The 15,510-nt window shown below is 39.0% G+C and carries 13 protein-coding genes; 4 read left to right on the plus strand and 9 right to left on the minus strand.

Annotated elements, in window-relative coordinates; translation table 11 throughout:
• Positions 1-57: 57 nt before the first annotated feature.
• The 4 genes from argB to acsA form a co-directional block, all read right to left on the minus strand.
• On the minus strand, positions 58-843 hold the full coding sequence (gene argB / locus CRI88_RS08535; RefSeq protein WP_058843406.1) for an acetylglutamate kinase: 786 nt from the start codon (positions 841-843) through the stop codon (positions 58-60).
• The gene (argJ, locus tag CRI88_RS08540) at positions 806-2,038 is read right to left on the minus strand and encodes a bifunctional glutamate N-acetyltransferase/amino-acid acetyltransferase ArgJ (protein ID WP_058843407.1); all 1,233 of its coding nucleotides are present in this window, start codon (positions 2,036-2,038) and stop codon (positions 806-808) included. The genes argB and argJ overlap by 38 nt, the downstream gene beginning before the upstream one ends.
• A 57-nt stretch (positions 2,039-2,095) precedes the next feature.
• The gene (gene argC / locus CRI88_RS08545) at positions 2,096-3,130 is read right to left on the minus strand and encodes an N-acetyl-gamma-glutamyl-phosphate reductase (RefSeq protein ID WP_058843408.1); all 1,035 of its coding nucleotides are present in this window, start codon (positions 3,128-3,130) and stop codon (positions 2,096-2,098) included.
• Positions 3,131-3,365: 235 nt separating this feature from the next.
• A complete protein-coding gene (acsA, locus tag CRI88_RS08550) occupies positions 3,366-5,093 on the minus strand; it encodes an acetate--CoA ligase (protein ID WP_369802721.1) in 1,728 nt (575 codons plus the stop codon).
• Positions 5,094-5,414: 321 nt separating this feature from the next.
• Here acsA and CRI88_RS08555 point away from each other — a divergent pair, with 321 nt between their 5' ends.
• The 3 genes from CRI88_RS08555 to CRI88_RS08565 are packed head-to-tail and all read left to right on the plus strand — an operon-like array spanning position 5,415 to position 7,879.
• Complete coding sequence (locus tag CRI88_RS08555) at positions 5,415-6,047, plus strand: GNAT family N-acetyltransferase (RefSeq protein ID WP_036118837.1); 633 nt, start codon at positions 5,415-5,417, stop codon at positions 6,045-6,047.
• Positions 6,048-6,071: 24 nt separating this feature from the next.
• Positions 6,072-6,719, plus strand: a complete 648-nt coding sequence (locus CRI88_RS08560) for an acetoin utilization AcuB family protein (protein WP_058843409.1) — start codon at positions 6,072-6,074, stop codon at positions 6,717-6,719.
• Positions 6,719-7,879, plus strand: coding sequence for an acetoin utilization protein AcuC (locus CRI88_RS08565; protein WP_036118833.1), 1,161 nt, complete (start codon positions 6,719-6,721; stop codon positions 7,877-7,879). Before CRI88_RS08560 ends, CRI88_RS08565 begins: the two co-directional genes overlap by 1 nt.
• Positions 7,880-8,123: 244 nt before the next feature.
• On the opposite strand, the gene ccpA is transcribed toward CRI88_RS08565, so the two are convergent.
• Positions 8,124-9,128 carry a catabolite control protein A gene (gene ccpA / locus CRI88_RS08570; protein WP_036118832.1) on the minus strand — a complete coding sequence of 335 codons (1,005 nt, stop codon included), beginning with the start codon at positions 9,126-9,128 and terminating at the stop codon, positions 8,124-8,126.
• Between the two features lie 174 nt (positions 9,129-9,302).
• On the minus strand, positions 9,303-10,388 hold the full coding sequence (locus CRI88_RS08575) for a bifunctional 3-deoxy-7-phosphoheptulonate synthase/chorismate mutase (protein WP_036118830.1): 1,086 nt from the start codon (positions 10,386-10,388) through the stop codon (positions 9,303-9,305).
• A gap of 174 nt (positions 10,389-10,562) precedes the next feature.
• Between CRI88_RS08575 and pilM the strand changes: the two genes are divergently transcribed.
• Positions 10,563-12,716: a pilus assembly protein PilM gene (pilM, locus tag CRI88_RS08580; protein WP_036118828.1), complete on the plus strand. Its 2,154-nt coding sequence runs from the start codon at positions 10,563-10,565 to the stop codon at positions 12,714-12,716.
• A gap of 52 nt (positions 12,717-12,768) precedes the next feature.
• Here pilM and CRI88_RS08585 read toward each other — a convergent pair whose 3' ends face one another.
• The 3 genes from CRI88_RS08585 to murC all read right to left on the minus strand — a co-directional run bounded on the left by CRI88_RS08585 (position 12,769) and on the right by murC (position 15,320).
• Entirely contained in the window at positions 12,769-13,260 is a 492-nt protein-coding gene (locus tag CRI88_RS08585) for a YtxH domain-containing protein (protein WP_036118827.1), read from the minus strand.
• Between the two features lie 133 nt (positions 13,261-13,393).
• On the minus strand, positions 13,394-13,897 hold the full coding sequence (locus CRI88_RS08590) for a DUF948 domain-containing protein (protein WP_036118825.1): 504 nt from the start codon (positions 13,895-13,897) through the stop codon (positions 13,394-13,396).
• Between the two features lie 109 nt (positions 13,898-14,006).
• Positions 14,007-15,320, minus strand: a complete 1,314-nt coding sequence (gene murC / locus CRI88_RS08595) for a UDP-N-acetylmuramate--L-alanine ligase (RefSeq protein WP_036118824.1) — start codon at positions 15,318-15,320, stop codon at positions 14,007-14,009.
• Positions 15,321-15,510: the final 190 nt, after the last annotated feature.

Consider the following 15,510-nt stretch of genomic DNA (forward strand, 5'->3'; position numbering starts at 1 on the left):
TCATTAGAAATAGTCTTCTTTCAACAACTATACTTATCACATTATCTTATTAGAACTCTAGGGCGAATGAAGTTTACTCGAAGCGATAATCGTTGTCCCTATTAATGTTTCTCCCACAATTTGTACAGAAGGAATACCTGCACGTAAACCGTCAATAGCCCCTTGTACTTTCGGAATCATTCCTCCGTATATATGCCCCTGCTCTGTCCACTGATCAATGAGAGCAGGTGTAGCTATTGATTGATATTCATCCTGAATACGAATACCACTCACATCCGTTACGAGTAATAAGCTATCTGCCCCTATCGCTAGCGCAATTTCACTTGCCACTGTATCACCATTTATATTGAGAGCCTGACCTGCTTCGTTAGCACCTACACAAGCAATAACTGGAACAATCCCCCCACTCATTAACATTTCCAATAATGACGTATTGATGGTTTTGATAGCTCCAACATAGCCATAAATAGCTTGATCTAAAAAGTCTGCGACCATCAATTGACCATCAAAGCCATTTAGCCCAAGAGCAGCTATACCTGCATGTGCTAATTCATGAACTAGTGCAGGATTCACTTGACCGATTAAAGTCGATTGGACAACTTTCATAGCCGCCTCATGCGTAACACGTATGCCATTTAATGTATGTGATTGTATACCTCGAGCAGCAAGTTCGCGATTAATGGCTGGACCACCACCATGGGTGATAATCAGTTCTACCCCACTTTCTTGTAACCTTTTAAAATTATCAAAGAAAGCTTCATTTAACCCTTCCAGTGTACTGCCTCCAAGCTTAATCACCATACGTTTACGAGCGGTATGAGGCATTGATTTGGACGTAGTCATATGTTAAGTCACATCCCCAAGCATGCCCCTTACCTTCACCCAGACCAAGAGACACATAGATTTTTACTTCATGCATTTTTAATATTTGAATTAACGCATCTTCAGAGAAAGCAATTGGCTCACCGTTTTCAACCATTGTGGCACTACCAATTTGAATAGTAATTTTATCTGGATCTATAGTTGCTCCACTATACCCTACCGCAGCAATAATACGCCCCCAGTTAGCATCACAGCCAAAAACGGCCGTCTTCACAAGTGGTGAGCCCACGACAGTTTTAGCAATTTTTCGTGCCTCTTCATCTGAAATTGCCCCAACAACTTCCACTTCTATGAGCTTTGTTGCCCCTTCTCCATCTTTGGCAATCATTTTTGCTAAATCTTCCGCCACTGTTTGCAACGTGTAATAAAAATTTTGCCAGTCTGGATGTTCAGGCGTTAGAGTATCATTTCTCGCTAAACCGTTTGCCAATACAACCACTGTGTCATTAGTGGATGTATCCCCATCCACTGTAATAGCGTTAAATGTCAAATTTGTAATAGCTGATAAAGCCGCTTGTAACACATCAGATTCGATGTTGGCATCAGTTGTAATAAAACCAAGCATTGTTGCCATATTCGGTTCGATCATGCCTGAACCTTTTGCAACACCAGCGATAATGACTTCCTTGCCATCCACCGTTGTACTATAGCTTGTGTTTTTCATAACCGTATCTGTCGTCAAAATAGCCTGTGCAAAGTCAATGGCACTTTCTAAATTATCCTTTGGCTCTAGCTGTTGAATACCGTTAGCAACTGGCTCCAATTTCATTATTTCGCCAATAACACCCGTTGAACAAACACCTATCAAATTCGGTGCAATTCCTAGCTTTTCAGCAGCTAACGCCTGCATCGTTTGGGCATCCTTAACCCCTTGTTTACCAGTGCAGGCATTCGCATTGCCAGAATTCACAACGATTGCCTGCATTTTCTTTGTTGTATAGACAACTTCTTTCGTGACTTTTAATGGTGCTGCTTGGACAGCATTTGTTGTAAAAACACCAGCTACACTTGCGGGTACTTCGCTTACTAAAAGTGCTAAGTCTTTTTTCTTATGCTTTAAACCGCAATGTAATCCTGCCGCTTTAAAGCCTTTTGGTGAAACGATATTTTTACTTGATAATTTCTTCATTACAGTTGTTAACGTAGTGATTGTCATTTGAAATTCCTCCTTTGATGGATAAAATAAGACAAGCATACAGTTTCCTGCATGCTGTTAAATAAAGAACGGTACAACATCTAGCCCTGTCGTTTGTGGTAAATCAAATTGCACATTCATATTTTGAATAGCTTGCCCCGCTGCCCCTTTTACAAGATTGTCAATTACACTGACAATCGTGGCACGATTTGTACGGGAATCAACTTTTACCAAAATATCACAATAATTTGATCCTTTCACACGATTTGTCCCTAAACCCTTTGCATCCGTAACTATTCGAACAAATGGATGCTTCTCATAGGTTGTCTGTAAACAAGTGATCAATTGTGCCTCTGTAATGCCAGGCATAACAGGTGCATAGGATGTCGCTAAAATCCCCCGTGTCATTGGCACCAAATGCGTATTAAAAGTAATCGTTGTATCTACATGAGCAAACATGGAAAGTGCCTGTTCGATTTCTGGTATATGCTGATGTGTATTTACTTTATAGATTGAAAAGCTCTCATTCGCCTCACTAAAGTGGGTCGTTTGTGATGGCTTATTGCCAGCTCCCGAAATACCGCTCTTAGCATCAATCACTAAAAAGCTCGGATCAATCAACCGCTCTTTTACAAGTGGCAATAAGGATAACAAAACCGCTGTTGGGTAACAGCCTGGATTAGCAATAAGTGTTGCTTGCTGGATAAGTTCTGTATTCCATTCCGTTAAGCCATACACACTCTGTTGCACACTATGGGATGGTGCCGCTTTTTTGCCATACCATGCTTCATAGCTTGCGAGATTTTTTAAGCGATAATCACCAGATAAATCGATTAATCTTGGCCCTTTTCCAATCAATGGCGGTAAAAGCTCACTAGTCACGCCAGATGGTGTACTCGTAAACAAAACATCAAATTTTTCTAAAGTGTCATACTCTATTTTTTGTAATGGCGTATCTACTATCGTAACAAGATGACCAAATTTTGAAGAAAAAAGTACACCCTCTTCTGATGAGGTAAATAAATCAATCTGATCCACAGCCGGATGGTTATGTAAAAACCGAATAAGCTCTAGTCCACCATATCCAGTTGCTCCAACAATACCTACTTTCAATGCACTCACCTCTGAAATAAGTTAAAAATAGTATACGTCTGCATATTTATTAAGTCAACTGAATTTTTATGAAATTATATATTTTCTCTGTAGACTTTACTTCATCTTTAGAATGCTTATGTAACATTGTAAAGTCAGAAAAAAGAAGGCAAGAATCCTTTCGTTCATCGAATGAATCCTTGCCTTCCTTTTATGCATATGTTGTATAAATATCAATTGTTGTTAGCTTACTTGTTTAATCTTCCATCGTCGATAAATCACCAGTTGGCAAATTTAATTCCCATGCTTTCAATACACGACGCATAATTTTACCACTACGTGTTTTTGGCAATTTATCCTTAAATTCAATTTCACGCGGTGCTGCATGTGCAGATAAACCTTTCTTAACAAAATCACGGATATCTTCAATCAATGCATCAGAAGGTTCAACCCCTTCTCGTAAAGATACAAAGGCTTTAATGATTTCCCCCCGCACTGGATCTGGCTTCCCGATAACACCTGCTTCGATTACATCTGGATGCTCAAGTAGCTTGCTTTCTACTTCAAACGGTCCTACACGTTCACCAGCTGTCATGATGACATCATCCACACGTCCTTGAAACCAGAAGTAACCATCATCATCCATATAAGCCGAATCACCGGATACATACCATTGTCCTTTTAGGAAATAAGATTCATAGCGCTCTGGGTTGCCCCAAATTTGGCGCATCATGGCTGGCCAACCACGTTGAATAGCTAGATTACCCATTGTAAAGGGTGGCACTTCATTGCCAGCATCATCAACAATCGTTGCATGAATACCTGGAAGAGGTTTCCCCATCGAACCCGGCTTAATATCCATCGAAGGATAATTACAAATCATATGAGCTCCTGTCTCGGTCATCCACCATGTGTCATGTATACGATGTCCTAATTCCTCCATTCCCCAACGAATAACTTCTGGATTCAAAGGCTCACCGACAGATAACACATGTCGTAAAGAGGATAAATCATAGCTTTCGAGTAAACCACTACCTGCCCCCATGAGCATACGGAACGCAGTTGGCGCACTATACCAAACTGTTACACCATAATCCTCAATGGCTTGATACCATGCTTGCGGTGAAAATCTTCCGCCAACAATTAGCATTGTCACACCGTTTAACCAAGGCCCAAAAATACCATAGGCTGTTCCAGTAACCCATCCAGGATCGGCTGTACACCAATAGATATCGTCTTCCCGTAAATCAAGCACCCACTGTGTTGATTGATATTGCTGAATCATTGCATTATGGACATGCAACACACCCTTTGGAGCACCTGTTGAACCTGAAGTATAATGAAGAATCATCCCATCTTCTCTCTCAACCCACTCCACTTCAAATCGTGCCGAAGCCTCTTTTAAATGTTTATTAAAGTCTAGAATTTGAGCTGTTTCCTCAATATCCTCCCCAACTAAAAAAACATGTTCTAGCTGAGGCAATTTGGCTAATGGCACACGTTCAAGCAACGCTGGTGTTGTGACTAATACTTTCGCCTCACTATCTGCCAGACGATCAAACACAGCTCCTTCCATAAAAGCTTCAAACAATGGTCCAACAATAACACCCATTTTCAGTGCACCTAACAATGAAAAGTAAAGCTCAGGTGAACGTGGCATAAAAATAAATAAACGATCACCCTTTTGCAGGCTAGTAGCTGATTTAAAAACGTTTGCCGCTTTATTTGTTAATCTCTTCATTTCATTAAAAGAGTAAGTCTCTTTTCGTTTACCATCATTAAAATAAAGTGCCACCTTATTTTTACGATGTGTTTCTGTATGACGATCAATTGCCTCATACGCCATATTTACTAAACCTGTTTCGTACCAGCTAAATGCCTTTTCCGTATTCGTCCAATTATGAGACTTTGCTACTTCTTCGTAATTCGTTAAATGGTGTTGACCAGGTAAAGCCATTAGCTTCTCCTTCATTTTCATCCCCATAAAACTACCCCTTTCTTTGCTTTTGCATTTGTCTAAATTTCAACAATCCCCCCTGTTGAAATGTAGAAATAATCGTAAAAGCAAATTTGATATACAGCCTTTGTTATATAACAGTTTACTACTGTAATAATGATAGAATTCTTAATCACACTACTTTCATCTGTTAAATAACAGAAGCATTATATTTTTATTTTACACGAATTTTGATGGATTGTCTTAATATTTTCACTTTTCCAAAAATACAGGTATATTTTGCAAAAATAAGCGTTTTTCCGCAAGAAATCAGCTATAATGGAATTATTAAACTCAGGTGGTGTAATTATGGAACATAAAAAAACTTTTTTTTCTGTCACAAAGGAAACTAAGCATGGTACTGTGTATGTGGAAGGACCTGTACCTCCAGAAAAATTAGCTACATATTCATTCCATGAGGGCTTGGTTGCCTTCAGACCTCCAAAACAGCAGCAGCAGGCCATCATCGAAATTGCAGGGCTCCCAGAAGGTCGTATTATTATTATTCGAAACGAAGATATTATCGTAGGCTATGTTACCTATCTTTATCCTGATCCACTTGAACGATGGGCAGAAGATCGAATCGATGACATGATTGAATTGGGAGCCATTGAAGTCATTCCAGACTATCGTGGAACGGGTTCAGGTAAGGCTCTGCTAGCCGTTTCATTTATGGGAGATGAAATGGAAGACTATCTGGTGATTACTACCGAGTATTATTGGCATTGGGATTTAAAAGGAACGGGTTTAAATGTTTGGGACTACCGCAAAATGATGGAGAAAATGATGAGCTCCGTCGGCTTTGAATATTTCGCTACGGATGATCCCGAAATTACTTCACATCCAGCAAATTGCCTTATGGCACGTGAAGGAAAACGTGTGCCTCCTGAGACAATGGAAAGATTTGATAGGCTTCGTTTTAGAAATCGTTTCATGTATTAAAACCAACACAAAGGGGATGCGTATATGATCGTAGAAGAAATTATGAATGATGAGCCTTACACATTAGCGCCTACTAATACCGTGCATGAAGCACTAAAACTAATGCGTGAAAAAAAAGTTCGTCATTTACCAGTTATAGATGAGGAACGTCATGTTTTAGGTGTAATTACTGAACGAGATATTAAAGAGGTCTTACCGTCATCATTACAGGATGAACCTCACTCTCCTGTTTTTAATGCAAAAGTAGAGGAAATTATGGTGAAAGACCCGCTTATCGGTCATCCACTAGATTTCGTTGAAGAGGTAGCTCTTACATTTTATGAAACGAAAATAGGCTGTTTACCGATTGTCTCTGGTGGAAAATTAGTAGGGATTGTGACAACAACAGACTTACTCTATACATATATAGAGCTGACCGGTGCTACGGAGCCTGGCTCAAAAATCGAGATCCGAGTATCAGATACGCCAGGGGTTTTATTTGAAATCACCAAAATATTTCATCAACATCATGCCAATGTCCAAAGCGTCTTAGTTTATCCTGATTCTGAAAATACACAAAATAAAATTTTAAGTGTCCGAGTAAAAACACTGAATCCTTTAGCCATGATTGAAGACCTTCGCAAAGAGGGCTTTGATGTTCTCTGGCCCAATTTACCAGGTGTTTCATTATAATGAAAAAGGCCGTATTCGTTTACTCGCCTGAACAACTCGGATATAAATTTTCAGATACACATCCTTTCAATCATAAACGCTTGACGCTAACTATGGATTTACTAAAAAATATCAATGCTCTTGATGATGTGGATATTGTGCCTGCTCGTGTTGCAACGGAAGAAGAGTTATTGCTTGCACATGATCCAAAATATATAGACATCGTGAAAAGAGCTGGACATGGTGAATTATCGGAAGCACAATGTGAAAGCTATGGTATTGGCACTGAAGATACACCTATTTTTGCCAATATGCATGAAGCAAGTGCACAGCTCGTTGGTGGAACGTTAACCGCTGTTGATTATGTAATGGAAGGTAAAGCCGAACATGCCCTCAACCTTGGCGGAGGGCTACATCATGGTTTCCGTGGTCGTGCATCAGGATTTTGTATTTACAATGATAGTACGGTTGCTATTCGTTACTTGCAGGAAAAATACAATGCTCGTGTACTTTACGTAGACACAGATGCTCATCATGGAGACGGTGTCCAATGGAGCTTTTATGAGGATCCAAATGTTTGTACATTGTCTATTCACGAAACTGGCCGCTATCTCTTTCCAGGAACAGGAAACATCACAGAGCGCGGCAATGGTCAAGGCTATGGAACCTCGTTTAATTTTCCAATGGATGCTTTCACAGAGGATGAAAGTTTCCTAGATATTTATGAACAGTCCATGCGAGAGGTCTTTGAATTTTTCAAGCCCGATGTTGTGTTAACACAAAATGGTGCTGATGCCCATTTTTTTGATCCGTTAACACATTTACACGGAACGATGAATATTTATCGTGAAATTCCAAGGCTCGCCCATCAATTAGCACATGAGTATTGTCAGGGGAAATGGATTGCTGTTGGTGGTGGTGGCTATGATATTTGGCGAGTGGTGCCTCGCGCCTGGTCCATGTTATGGTTGGAAATGACTGATCAAGTATGTCCAACAGGATCACTCCCTCAGGCATGGCTTGATCGCTGGCAGCCAGAAGCACCTGTTCCTTTTATACCAACTTGGGAGGACCCAATTCCTTTATATGAGCCCATTCCTCGAAAAGCTGAAATCGAAGAGAAGAATGCTCAAATGTTAGCCAAAGCGCTACATATTATTCGAAATGAAAAAAGAGATTAACTTTTTTTGCCTCACGATCAACGTGAGGCTTTTTCATTGGAGCGATAATGGCCCGCCGCATTTAATCCATCGCTTCTATAGTTCTATTCTTCATTTTGGAGTTCTATCCACCACTTTTATAGTTTTATCCACTACTTTTAGAATTCTATCCTTCATTTTTATAGTCCTATCCACCACTTTTGCAGTTCTATCCATCCATATAAAAAAACACGCAAACTCTTCACAAGTTTACGTGTTACAATCATTATTTACTTTTGACCGATTGTCGATGCTCAATACGGTGGGGTAGAATAACTGCCTCGTCCTCGACAGGCTCCTTGCTCATTAATTTTGTCAGCAAGCGCATGGCAACTGCTCCAATATCATATAGCGGTAATGCTACACTTGTTAGCTGTGGGCGTACCATTCGCGCTAGCTTTGAGTTCTCAAAGCTGATGACTTCAATATCCTCTGGAACATTTTTGCCTGCGTCTTGTGCGCCATGAATTAAGCCGATTGCCAGCTCATCACTGCCTGCAAAATAAGCTGTTGGTGGATGTTCGAGAGCAGATAATATTTCCCAAGCCTCTAAGCCCATGTCATAGCTAGACTCTTCTGCGGCAATTAATGCCTCATCTATTGGTAAACCAGCATCCTGCAATGCTTTCTTATAGGCTGCTAGCTTGAATTTTCCGTTAATTGTATACGAAAGTGGACCAGTTACGAAACCAATACGTGTATGTCCATTTTGAATAAGTAATGAAATTGCTTCATAGGCCGCTTGGAAATAATCGATATTCACAGTGGCAATTGTCTGCGATTCATCAACCGAGCCAGCTAGCACAATCGGTACTGGAGAATGATCCATCGTTTGTTGCATTTTTTCTGTGACCTCATCACTCATCATAACAATTCCATCTACTTGTTTTCCAAGCATCGTATCCAGTAGCTGTAACTCTTTATCTTCATGTTGATCTGAGTTGGCTAAAATAATATTATAACGATACATCGTGGCAATATCCTCTACACCACGAGCCAGCTCCGCATAAACATTGTTTGCAATATCTGGGATAATCACGCCAACTGTTGTTGTTTTCTTACTTGCTAAACCTCGCGCTACTGCGTTTGGACGGTATTCTAATCGCTCAATTACTTCTAATACTTTTTTTCGTGTTGCTGGTTTTACATTTTGATTACCATTGACTACACGAGAGACCGTTGCCATGGAAACATTCGCTTCTCTTGCAACATCATAAATTGTAACAGTCATCGTACGTGCCTCCCTTTTTTCCTATTATAGCCTTATCATACGATAATTTTCATATTATTTTCAAGAAGAACTACGTAAAAACCAAGTACTAATAGTCCTATTCTAGACATTATTTTGTCACGATATAACAAACACCGCCTGCCGAAGTAAGCAAGCGGTGTTCGCTGTTAACAATTAAGCATGAATTTCATGATTTTTCATGAATTTTTGTAGTGTTTCATAGAATGCGTCAAATGTTGGGATGTCCATTTGTTGTTGTGAATCAGACAATGCTACAGATGGATCTGGATGTACTTCTGCCATAACACCATCAGCGCCAATTGCGATAGCTGCTTTAGCACATGGTAATAATAAATCACGACGACCTGTTGAATGCGTTACATCTACGAATACTGGCAAATGCGTTTCTTGTTTTAAAATTGGTACAGCTGAAATATCTAATGTATTACGTGTTGCTTTTTCATAAGTACGAATACCACGCTCACAAAGGATAATGTTTTCATTGCCTTTAGACATAATATACTCAGCGGCATGAATGAACTCATCAATTGTAGCAGCTAAGCCTCTTTTTAATAGGACAGGTTTATTTGTTGCACCTGCTGCCTTTAATAATTCAAAGTTTTGCATATTACGTGCACCAATTTGGATAACATCTATATAGTCTAATGCTTCCTCTAAATGACCTGGTGTTACGATTTCTGTAATCACACCTAAACCATATTCCTCTGACACACGTTTTAAAATTTTAAGTCCTTCTAGCCCAAGACCTTGGAAGTCATATGGAGAAGTACGTGGTTTATAAGCACCACCGCGAATTAACTTTTCGCCTTTTGCTTTAATAGAAGCGGCAACAGCTGCTACTTGCTCATACGACTCAACTGCACAAGGACCAAATACGAAAGATGGCTTCCCTTGCCCAATTAATTCACCATTGATATTAACAACTGTATCTTCGGATTTCTTTTTACGAGATACAAGCAATTCCTTCTTCTTATCAGCTTCTAATTGTTTTAAAGCTGTTTTAAAGATTTGCTTAAATATATAATCAACCGTCATTTGGTTTAATGGTCCTTGATTGTGTTCTTTAATAAGATCGAGCATGTGTCTTTCACGTAGTGGATCATAGCGATTCACACCTTGCTTTTCTTTAATCTTACCGATTTCATCAACTACAGCTGCACGTTCGTTAATTAGACGAAGAATTTCTAAGTTTAAACCGTCAATTTGACTACGTAAGCTTTCTAAATCTTTTTGGCTCATGCTTACTTGCTCCTCTCCTCATGACAGACACTTTCAGAACTCTGAAATGTATGTTACATTTTTAGATAATAGCATTATTATAATCAATGTTGTTCAGAATGTCACGCATTTTTAATTTAGCGCTTCAACTCGCTAAATTATTTTTCAAGTATGACGCGAAAGGAAGCGATTACATTGAGTTCTAAATTATTCGCACTTGATATTGGTACACGCTCAGTGGTCGGGATTATTCTACAAGAAGAAAATGACCATTTTCATGTGGAAGATATTTTAGTGAAAGAGCATAAAGAACGTGCCATGGTAGATGGTCAAATACATAATGTCATGTATGTGGCAGATTTAATAAATGAAATAAAACGTGAACTCGAAGAAAAACATGGTCCTCTTACAAAGGTAAGTGTGGCTGCCGCAGGTCGATCTTTGAAAACTGAACAAGCTAGTGTGACCATTAATATACGTAATCGGCCTATTTTTACTGAAGAAGATATTAGTCGCTTGGAACTTCAGGCCGTTCAACAAGCACAGCAACAACTTTTACAACAAAAGGAGGATGCAAAGATTAGCCACTATTATTGTGTAGGCTATTCAGTCCTCTATTATCGCTTGGATGGCGAGGAAATCGGCAGTCTGCTCGATCAACAAGGTGATGAAGCACAAATTGAAGTGATTGCCACTTTCCTACCTCGCGTTGTTGTGGAATCACTTATTGCTGCTCTTAAACGGGCAGATTTAGAAATGGAAGCACTGACATTAGAACCTATTGCTGCCATTAATGTGCTCATTCCGCCAACGATGCGTCGCTTAAATGTGGCACTTGTTGATATAGGGGCAGGAACATCTGATATCGCGATCACTGATAAAAGTACAGTTGTGGCCTATGGTATGGTGCCAACAGCTGGCGACGAAATTACAGAAGCATTAAGCGACCACTATTTACTAGACTTCCCTGTAGCAGAAGAGGCAAAACGTCAGCTCCAAACAGCAGAAGAAATATTAATTCAAGATATCCTAGGATTTGATCAGTTTTATCCAAAGAATGAGGTGTTATTAGCAATTGAGCCTGCAGTGAAGCAACTGGCAAAGTCTATTGGTGAAGAAATCTTACGACTCAATAATCGTGTCGCACCGAAAGCCGTTATGTTAGTTGGTGGTGGTAGCTTAACACCCAATCTGACTACAGAACTTGGACAAGTCCTTGACTTACCAGCAAATCGTATCGCTGTTCGAGGTATTGATGCTATTCAAAACCTTACAAAGGAAGAACATATAAAAGCATCACCTGAGTTAGTCACGCCGATTGGAATTGCGATTGCTGCTAAAAAAATGCCGATTCAATATATGAGTTTAACGGTTAATAATCAAGTGGTTCGCCTTTTTGAATTAAAGGAAATGACTGTGGCGGATGCTTTTTTAGCGGCAAATATACGAGCAAAGCAATTATATGGAAAACCTGGACTTGGGCTATCTGTCAGTGTCAATGGACAAGATATTTTTATCCCAGGTGGTCATGGGCAACCAGCAGAAATATTGGTCAATGGCCAACAGGCATCTACCAAAACATTGATTAAATCGGGTGATGCTATTCAGCTAATTGAAGGGCAAGATGGGCAAACTGCAACAGCTACAGTGAGAGATCTTGTTGATGATGCAGCGATAAAAACAATTACAATACAACAAACCAAATATGTGATTGAGCCAAAAATTACTGTCAATCAATCACCTGCATCACTTGATACAATTTTAAATGATCGTGATAGAGTAGTTTTTGATATAGCTGATACAATTGAAGATGTATTTAAAGTCACGAACAACTGGAATTTAGTCAAACAATTTGAATCCTATTCTATTCAAGTGGACAGTCAACCTTTGTATTTACCAGAATTCTCTTCACAGCTAATGATTAATGGAAAAATAGCTAAAATGAGCTATGCGGTTCAAGATGGCGATATCATTAGCTTTCACCAACCATCTTTACCAACCGTACAACGTATAGCAGACCAAATGAACCTTTTGCTAGAGGATAAAATCATTATTCATTTCCAACAGGAAGTTTTAGAACTTAAGAAAACAGCAAATGAGGCGCTCGTCAATCAAAACGTTGTATCACCACTGTCCACTGTGCCGAATGGAGCAACTATCGAATTTAGAGAAAAGGATCGCAGTCGTTGGATTTATCAGGATGTATTCCGTTTCTCTAATTGGCAGTTACCAGGTACATTTAAAGGGAATTTCACGATTTTAAGAAATGGTCAACCAGCAAGCTTTGATACAGAAATATTTGGTGGCGATCAACTAGAAATACTATTAGAAGCTTCACCCATCACTTAAAAAAGGGATACGTTACATCATTATCATGTAACGTATCCCTTTTTATTATGCATTATGCGCGTACTTCTTCATTTGTCTCTTCTGTTTGTTCCTTTATTTCTTGAGCTTTAGGTTCCTCACTAGGAATAAATTCCTCTAGCGGTTCTTCACCCTCAAAGGAAACCGTACCATCATCAAAAACAGCTGGTGCTTTTGCCGTTTTCAATGTTTTTACTTTTTCCACTAATTGTGTAGATTGTTCTTGAAGTTGTTTAGAAAGTTGAACCGTTTTATCTTTTGCAGTTGTCGAGAAGTCTGCACTCTTATCTTTTAACTGAACAGCTTGTACCGCCACATCACTACGTAAATCTTTTCCTGATTTTGGGGCTAACAGTAGACCTGCCGCAGCACCTACGATTCCTCCGACTAATGCGCCAATCACAAAATCTTTCATGTTTACACGCTCCTCTTCATAAATCGAGTCTTGTGAATGATAAAGCTGAGGTAAAGAACTTTCAAGCTGTTGTTCCTTTACTTCGTTAAAATTTGGCTTTTGAGTTGTCATACAACAATTCCTCCCCATCTTATTATCAAATTTGTCTAGACTGGTTGTCCATCTACTTTCACAGATGCATCTACAACTTATGTCTAAGACTTTATTTTTATTCAGTCAGCATGTAATACTCACTGAATAATTATCATTTTTTACGACCCCATTTTCTTTTTGGCTTTTCTTCTACCTGTACCGTTTCAAATGCATAGGCATCCTCAGAAACTGACTCTTGCTCAATGATTTTGCGTTTTTTCCACTTATCCGCAATACCCATCGCCACATTACTCCATTGTACAACCTGTGCAATTTTTTCTTCGTTTTGTTCTACGCTTTTAGAAACAGAAGAAGTGATTTGCTGTACAGAATTATTTAAACCATTAACGGAATCACCAATACCTTTAACAGCTTGAACAACTGAATTTAATTGTTCCGATTTATGTTGAATATCATCTGCTAAGCTATTTGTTTTTGTTAATAAGGACGTTGTTTCACGCGTAATGCCTTCCATTTGTCCTTCAATCCCAGATAATGTCCCAGCTAAACTGTTTAAAATGGACTTGAGCGAAAATAATGTCATACCAACGCTCACACATAAAATTAAAAATCCGATTGCAGCAATAATGGCTGCAATATACAAAATCACTTCCATAAGATAACCTCCTGCTAGTAAATTGTCTTTACTATTACTTTCCCTATCTTCGACAAAAAAAACGGAATTCCTTCTCAAATTTGAGAAAAAACAGCTTAACCCCTACGGACTAAGCTGTTTCATTGTTTGTAAGCACGTCTTCAAAAGCATCTTGGAACTTGTGAACATCACCAGCGCCCATAAATAAAAATACTGCGCCTTTATGTTTTGTTAATATATCAATTCCTTCAGTGGTAATCACTGCACTGCCTTCGATAAGAGACGCTAAATCATGAATAGATAGTGCACCTTGCGTTTCTCTTGCAGAGCCAAATATATCACATAAATAGGCTGTATCTGCAAGGCTCAAACTATCCGCAAAATCTTGTAAAAAAGCTTGGGTACGTGTAAATGTATGTGGTTGGAAAATAGCAACTAGCTCACGTTCAGGGAACTTTTGTCGTGCCGATTGAATTGTTGCACGAATTTCCGTTGGATGGTGTGCATAGTCGTCTATTAAAACAGTATCCCCTATATCGGTTTCAGTAAAACGTCTCTTAACACCTTTATATGTGTGTAGACGCTCCTGAATAATATCAGGTGAAATGCCTTCATATTCGCATAGCGTAATGACAGCCAATGTATTTAAAACAGCATGATCCCCAAATAACGGGATAAAGAAAGTACTATAAAATTCATTGCGAACAAATACATCAAATTTTGTACCTTTAGTTGTTTTTTCTACATTACGCGCTTCGAAGTCATTTTCAGCACCAAATCCATAATAGACAACTGGTACTTTTGCTTGAATACGCTGAAGCTGTTCATCATCACCACATGCGATGATCGCTTTTTTCACTTGTAACGCTAATGATTGAAATGCAGAATATACATCCTCTATGTTGGCAAAGTAGTCTGGATGATCAAAATCGATATTAGTCATCACAGCATAATCTGGATTGTAGGCTAAGAAGTGACGGCGATATTCACATGCTTCCATCACAAAGAAATCAGCATTTTCATGCCCTGCACCTGTACCATCACCAATTAAATAAGATGTTGGCTTATAACCGCCTACAACATGTGCCATCAAGCCTGTTGTAGATGTTTTACCATGCGCACCTGTGATTGCAATGGATGTATAGTTGCCAATATATTCACCTAAAAATTTATGGTAACGAATGATTTCTACACCGATTTCTTGGGCACGTACTAATTCAGGATGATCATCTGGAAACGCATTTCCTGCAATTACTGTCATGCCTTCTTTAATATTATCTGCATTAAATGTAAAAATTGGAATATTACGTTCACGTAACGGCTGCTCCGTGAAGAAATATTTATCGACATCTGAGCCCTGTACTTGTTCACCAGCATCAAATAAGATTTGTGCAAGCGAACTCATGCCAGAACCTTTAATGCCTGTGAAATGAAAAACTGTCATTAATTAAACCCCCCGGGAATTTCAATATCCCATCTATCATCTATTAGGTGTAACGTATTATTTCACGAATCGTTAGGTATTAATACCTTCACAAGTGTTAAAAAATACGTACTATTCAACACATCCTGTCTATTATAGCACTTTTTATGCATAAGGATAGATGTGTAACTTTTCTAAAAAAACTAAAATC

The organism is Lysinibacillus fusiformis, from assembly GCF_002845985.1.
Lineage (GTDB): Bacteria > Bacillota > Bacilli > Bacillales_A > Planococcaceae > Lysinibacillus > Lysinibacillus fusiformis_D.

What these genes read in the sequence shown, in the direction of transcription:
- CRI88_RS08575 (WP_036118830.1), bottom strand. Translation starts at nt 10,388, where the DNA reads ATGAGCCAAAAAGATTTAGAAAGCTTACGTAGTCAAATTGACGGTTTA.
- CRI88_RS08555 (WP_036118837.1), top strand. Translation starts at nt 5,415, where the DNA reads ATGGAACATAAAAAAACTTTTTTTTCTGTCACAAAGGAAACTAAGCAT.
- argB (WP_058843406.1), bottom strand. Translation starts at nt 843, where the DNA reads ATGACTACGTCCAAATCAATGCCTCATACCGCTCGTAAACGTATGGTG.
- CRI88_RS08560 (WP_058843409.1), top strand. Translation starts at nt 6,072, where the DNA reads ATGATCGTAGAAGAAATTATGAATGATGAGCCTTACACATTAGCGCCT.
- CRI88_RS08565 (WP_036118833.1), top strand. Translation starts at nt 6,719, where the DNA reads ATGAAAAAGGCCGTATTCGTTTACTCGCCTGAACAACTCGGATATAAA.
- acsA (WP_369802721.1), bottom strand. Translation starts at nt 5,093, where the DNA reads ATGGGGATGAAAATGAAGGAGAAGCTAATGGCTTTACCTGGTCAACAC.
- ccpA (WP_036118832.1), bottom strand. Translation starts at nt 9,128, where the DNA reads ATGACTGTTACAATTTATGATGTTGCAAGAGAAGCGAATGTTTCCATG.
- murC (WP_036118824.1), bottom strand. Translation starts at nt 15,320, where the DNA reads ATGACAGTTTTTCATTTCACAGGCATTAAAGGTTCTGGCATGAGTTCG.
- argJ (WP_058843407.1), bottom strand. Translation starts at nt 2,038, where the DNA reads ATGACAATCACTACGTTAACAACTGTAATGAAGAAATTATCAAGTAAA.
- CRI88_RS08590 (WP_036118825.1), bottom strand. Translation starts at nt 13,897, where the DNA reads ATGGAAGTGATTTTGTATATTGCAGCCATTATTGCTGCAATCGGATTT.
- CRI88_RS08585 (WP_036118827.1), bottom strand. Translation starts at nt 13,260, where the DNA reads ATGACAACTCAAAAGCCAAATTTTAACGAAGTAAAGGAACAACAGCTT.